This window comes from Pseudomonas sp. GW821-FHT09C08 (assembly GCF_059418125.1).
Genome location: NZ_JBWKPG010000022.1, coordinates 1 through 5,249, shown reverse-complemented (window position 1 = coordinate 5,249; position 5,249 = coordinate 1). Strand labels below are relative to the sequence as shown.

2 tRNA genes and 2 rRNA genes are annotated in these 5,249 nt (G+C 51.0%); all 4 read left to right on the top strand.

The features are described from left to right. Positions 1–280: 280 nt before the first annotated feature. The 4 genes from AC07OJ_RS30850 (at position 281) to AC07OJ_RS30835 (ending at position 5,222) form a co-directional block, all read left to right on the top strand. A 16S ribosomal RNA gene (locus AC07OJ_RS30850) occupies positions 281–1,817 on the top strand. Positions 1,818–1,899: 82 nt separating this feature from the next. Then, positions 1,900–1,976: transfer RNA gene (locus AC07OJ_RS30845), tRNA-Ile, on the top strand. A gap of 30 nt (positions 1,977–2,006) precedes the next feature. Continuing rightward, a tRNA-Ala gene (locus tag AC07OJ_RS30840) sits at positions 2,007–2,082 on the top strand. 248 nt (positions 2,083–2,330) lie between these two features. Beyond that, positions 2,331–5,222: ribosomal RNA gene (locus tag AC07OJ_RS30835) — 23S ribosomal RNA — on the top strand. The 16S and 23S rRNA genes sit together here with 2 tRNA genes alongside, the layout of an rRNA operon. Positions 5,223–5,249: the final 27 nt, after the last annotated feature.

Genomic DNA, 5,249 nt, shown 5'->3' with positions numbered 1-5,249 from the left:
GCGCAAGTGGTTGAAGTTGTTGAAGAAATCTTCGAAAACTTCTGAAAATAATCACTTGACAGCAAATGAGGCTGCTGTAGAATGCGCGCCTCGGTTGAGACGAAAGATCTTAACCAACCGCTCTTTAACAACTGAATCAAGCAATTCGTGTGGGTGCTTGTGGAGTCAGACTGATAGTCAACAAGATTATCAGCATCACAAGTTACTCCGCGAGAAATCAAAGATGTAACCAACGATTGCTGAGCCAAGTTTAGGGTTTCTTAAAAACCCAAAGATGTTTGAACTGAAGAGTTTGATCATGGCTCAGATTGAACGCTGGCGGCAGGCCTAACACATGCAAGTCGAGCGGTAGAGAGAAGCTTGCTTCTCTTGAGAGCGGCGGACGGGTGAGTAATGCCTAGGAATCTGCCTGGTAGTGGGGGATAACGTTCGGAAACGGACGCTAATACCGCATACGTCCTACGGGAGAAAGCAGGGGACCTTCGGGCCTTGCGCTATCAGATGAGCCTAGGTCGGATTAGCTAGTTGGTGGGGTAATGGCTCACCAAGGCGACGATCCGTAACTGGTCTGAGAGGATGATCAGTCACACTGGAACTGAGACACGGTCCAGACTCCTACGGGAGGCAGCAGTGGGGAATATTGGACAATGGGCGAAAGCCTGATCCAGCCATGCCGCGTGTGTGAAGAAGGTCTTCGGATTGTAAAGCACTTTAAGTTGGGAGGAAGGGCAGTTGCCTAATACGTAACTGTTTTGACGTTACCGACAGAATAAGCACCGGCTAACTCTGTGCCAGCAGCCGCGGTAATACAGAGGGTGCAAGCGTTAATCGGAATTACTGGGCGTAAAGCGCGCGTAGGTGGTTTGTTAAGTTGGATGTGAAATCCCCGGGCTCAACCTGGGAACTGCATTCAAAACTGACTGACTAGAGTATGGTAGAGGGTGGTGGAATTTCCTGTGTAGCGGTGAAATGCGTAGATATAGGAAGGAACACCAGTGGCGAAGGCGACCACCTGGACTGATACTGACACTGAGGTGCGAAAGCGTGGGGAGCAAACAGGATTAGATACCCTGGTAGTCCACGCCGTAAACGATGTCAACTAGCCGTTGGGAGCCTTGAGCTCTTAGTGGCGCAGCTAACGCATTAAGTTGACCGCCTGGGGAGTACGGCCGCAAGGTTAAAACTCAAATGAATTGACGGGGGCCCGCACAAGCGGTGGAGCATGTGGTTTAATTCGAAGCAACGCGAAGAACCTTACCAGGCCTTGACATCCAATGAACTTTCTAGAGATAGATTGGTGCCTTCGGGAACATTGAGACAGGTGCTGCATGGCTGTCGTCAGCTCGTGTCGTGAGATGTTGGGTTAAGTCCCGTAACGAGCGCAACCCTTGTCCTTAGTTACCAGCACGTAATGGTGGGCACTCTAAGGAGACTGCCGGTGACAAACCGGAGGAAGGTGGGGATGACGTCAAGTCATCATGGCCCTTACGGCCTGGGCTACACACGTGCTACAATGGTCGGTACAGAGGGTTGCCAAGCCGCGAGGTGGAGCTAATCCCATAAAACCGATCGTAGTCCGGATCGCAGTCTGCAACTCGACTGCGTGAAGTCGGAATCGCTAGTAATCGCGAATCAGAATGTCGCGGTGAATACGTTCCCGGGCCTTGTACACACCGCCCGTCACACCATGGGAGTGGGTTGCACCAGAAGTAGCTAGTCTAACCTTCGGGAGGACGGTTACCACGGTGTGATTCATGACTGGGGTGAAGTCGTAACAAGGTAGCCGTAGGGGAACCTGCGGCTGGATCACCTCCTTAATCGACGACATCAGCTGCTCCATAAGTTCCCACACGAATTGCTTGATTCATTGAAGAAGACGATAAGAAGCAGCCCGAAATTGGGTCTGTAGCTCAGTTGGTTAGAGCGCACCCCTGATAAGGGTGAGGTCGGCAGTTCGAATCTGCCCAGACCCACCAATTTTGTGTGGGAAACGCCTGTAGAAATACGGGGCCATAGCTCAGCTGGGAGAGCGCCTGCCTTGCACGCAGGAGGTCAACGGTTCGATCCCGTTTGGCTCCACCACTACTGCTTCTGAAGTTTTAAAAGCTTAGAAATGAGCATTCCATCAAGTTGATGATGAATGTTGATTTCTAGTCTTTGATTAGATCGTTCTTTAAAAATTTGGGTATGTGATAGAAAGATAGACTGAACGTTACTTTCACTGGTAACGGATCAGGCTAAGGTAAAATTTGTGAGTTCTCTTAAATGAGAAATTCGAATTTTCGGCGAATGTCGTCTTCACAGTATAACCAGATTGCTTGGGGTTATATGGTCAAGTGAAGAAGCGCATACGGTGGATGCCTTGGCAGTCAGAGGCGATGAAAGACGTGGTAGCCTGCGAAAAGCTTCGGGGAGTCGGCAAACAGACTTTGATCCGGAGATGTCTGAATGGGGGAACCCAGCCATCATAAGATGGTTATCTTGTACTGAATACATAGGTGCAAGAGGCGAACCAGGGGAACTGAAACATCTAAGTACCCTGAGGAAAAGAAATCAACCGAGATTCCCTTAGTAGTGGCGAGCGAACGGGGACTAGCCCTTAAGTGGCTTTGAGATTAGCGGAACGCTCTGGAAAGTGCGGCCATAGTGGGTGATAGCCCTGTACGCGAAAATCTCTTAGTCATGAAATCGAGTAGGACGGAGCACGAGAAACTTTGTCTGAATATGGGGGGACCATCCTCCAAGGCTAAATACTACTGACTGACCGATAGTGAACTAGTACCGTGAGGGAAAGGCGAAAAGAACCCCGGAGAGGGGAGTGAAATAGATCCTGAAACCGTATGCGTACAAGCAGTGGGAGCAGACTTTGTTCTGTGACTGCGTACCTTTTGTATAATGGGTCAGCGACTTATTTTCAGTGGCGAGCTTAACCGAATAGGGGAGGCGTAGCGAAAGCGAGTCTTAATAGGGCGTCTAGTCGCTGGGAATAGACCCGAAACCGGGCGATCTATCCATGGGCAGGTTGAAGGTTGGGTAACACTAACTGGAGGACCGAACCGACTACCGTTGAAAAGTTAGCGGATGACCTGTGGATCGGAGTGAAAGGCTAATCAAGCTCGGAGATAGCTGGTTCTCCTCGAAAGCTATTTAGGTAGCGCCTCATGTATCACTGTAGGGGGTAGAGCACTGTTTCGGCTAGGGGGTCATCCCGACTTACCAAACCGATGCAAACTCCGAATACCTACAAGTGCCGAGCATGGGAGACACACGGCGGGTGCTAACGTCCGTCGTGAAAAGGGAAACAACCCAGACCGTCAGCTAAGGTCCCAAAGTTATGGTTAAGTGGGAAACGATGTGGGAAGGCTTAGACAGCTAGGAGGTTGGCTTAGAAGCAGCCACCCTTTAAAGAAAGCGTAATAGCTCACTAGTCGAGTCGGCCTGCGCGGAAGATGTAACGGGGCTCAAACCATACACCGAAGCTACGGGTATCACGTAAGTGATGCGGTAGAGGAGCGTTCTGTAAGCCTGTGAAGGTGAGTTGAGAAGCTTGCTGGAGGTATCAGAAGTGCGAATGCTGACATGAGTAACGACAATGGGTGTGAAAAACACCCACGCCGAAAGACCAAGGTTTCCTGCGCAACGTTAATCGACGCAGGGTTAGTCGGTCCCTAAGGCGAGGCTGAAAAGCGTAGTCGATGGAAAACAGGTTAATATTCCTGTACTTCTGGTTATTGCGATGGAGGGACGGAGAAGGCTAGGCCAGCTTGGCGTTGGTTGTCCAAGTTTAAGGTGGTAGGCTGAGATCTTAGGTAAATCCGGGATCTTAAGGCCGAGAGCTGATGACGAGTTAACTTTTAGTTAACGAAGTGGTTGATGCCATGCTTCCAAGAAAAGCTTCTAAGCTTCAGGTAACCAGGAACCGTACCCCAAACCGACACAGGTGGTTGGGTAGAGAATACCAAGGCGCTTGAGAGAACTCGGGTGAAGGAACTAGGCAAAATGGCACCGTAACTTCGGGAGAAGGTGCGCCGGTGAGGGTGAAGGACTTGCTCCGTAAGCTCATGCCGGTCGAAGATACCAGGCCGCTGCGACTGTTTATTAAAAACACAGCACTCTGCAAACACGAAAGTGGACGTATAGGGTGTGACGCCTGCCCGGTGCCGGAAGGTTAATTGATGGGGTTAGCTAACGCGAAGCTCTTGATCGAAGCCCCGGTAAACGGCGGCCGTAACTATAACGGTCCTAAGGTAGCGAAATTCCTTGTCGGGTAAGTTCCGACCTGCACGAATGGCGTAACGATGGCGGCGCTGTCTCCACCCGAGACTCAGTGAAATTGAAATCGCTGTGAAGATGCAGTGTATCCGCGGCTAGACGGAAAGACCCCGTGAACCTTTACTATAGCTTTGCACTGGACTTTGAATTTGCTTGTGTAGGATAGGTGGGAGGCTTTGAAGCGTGGACGCCAGTCTGCGTGGAGCCATCCTTGAAATACCACCCTGGCAACTTTGAGGTTCTAACTCAGGTCCGTTATCCGGATCGAGGACAGTGTATGGTGGGTAGTTTGACTGGGGCGGTCTCCTCCTAAAGAGTAACGGAGGAGTACGAAGGTGCGCTCAGACCGGTCGGAAATCGGTCGTAGAGTATAAAGGCAAAAGCGCGCTTGACTGCGAGACAGACACGTCGAGCAGGTACGAAAGTAGGTCTTAGTGATCCGGTGGTTCTGTATGGAAGGGCCATCGCTCAACGGATAAAAGGTACTCCGGGGATAACAGGCTGATACCGCCCAAGAGTTCATATCGACGGCGGTGTTTGGCACCTCGATGTCGGCTCATCACATCCTGGGGCTGAAGCCGGTCCCAAGGGTATGGCTGTTCGCCATTTAAAGTGGTACGCGAGCTGGGTTTAGAACGTCGTGAGACAGTTCGGTCCCTATCTGCCGTGGACGTTTGAGATTTGAGAGGGGCTGCTCCTAGTACGAGAGGACCGGAGTGGACGAACCTCTGGTGTTCCGGTTGTCACGCCAGTGGCATTGCCGGGTAGCTATGTTCGGAATAGATAACCGCTGAAAGCATCTAAGCGGGAAACTAGCCTCAAGATGAGATCTCACTGGAACCTTGAGTTCCCTGAAGGGCCGTCGAAGACTACGACGTTGATAGGTTGGGTGTGTAAGCGCTGTGAGGCGTTGAGCTAACCAATACTAATTGCCCGTGAGGCTTGACCATATAACACCCAAGCAATTTGCTTGCTTC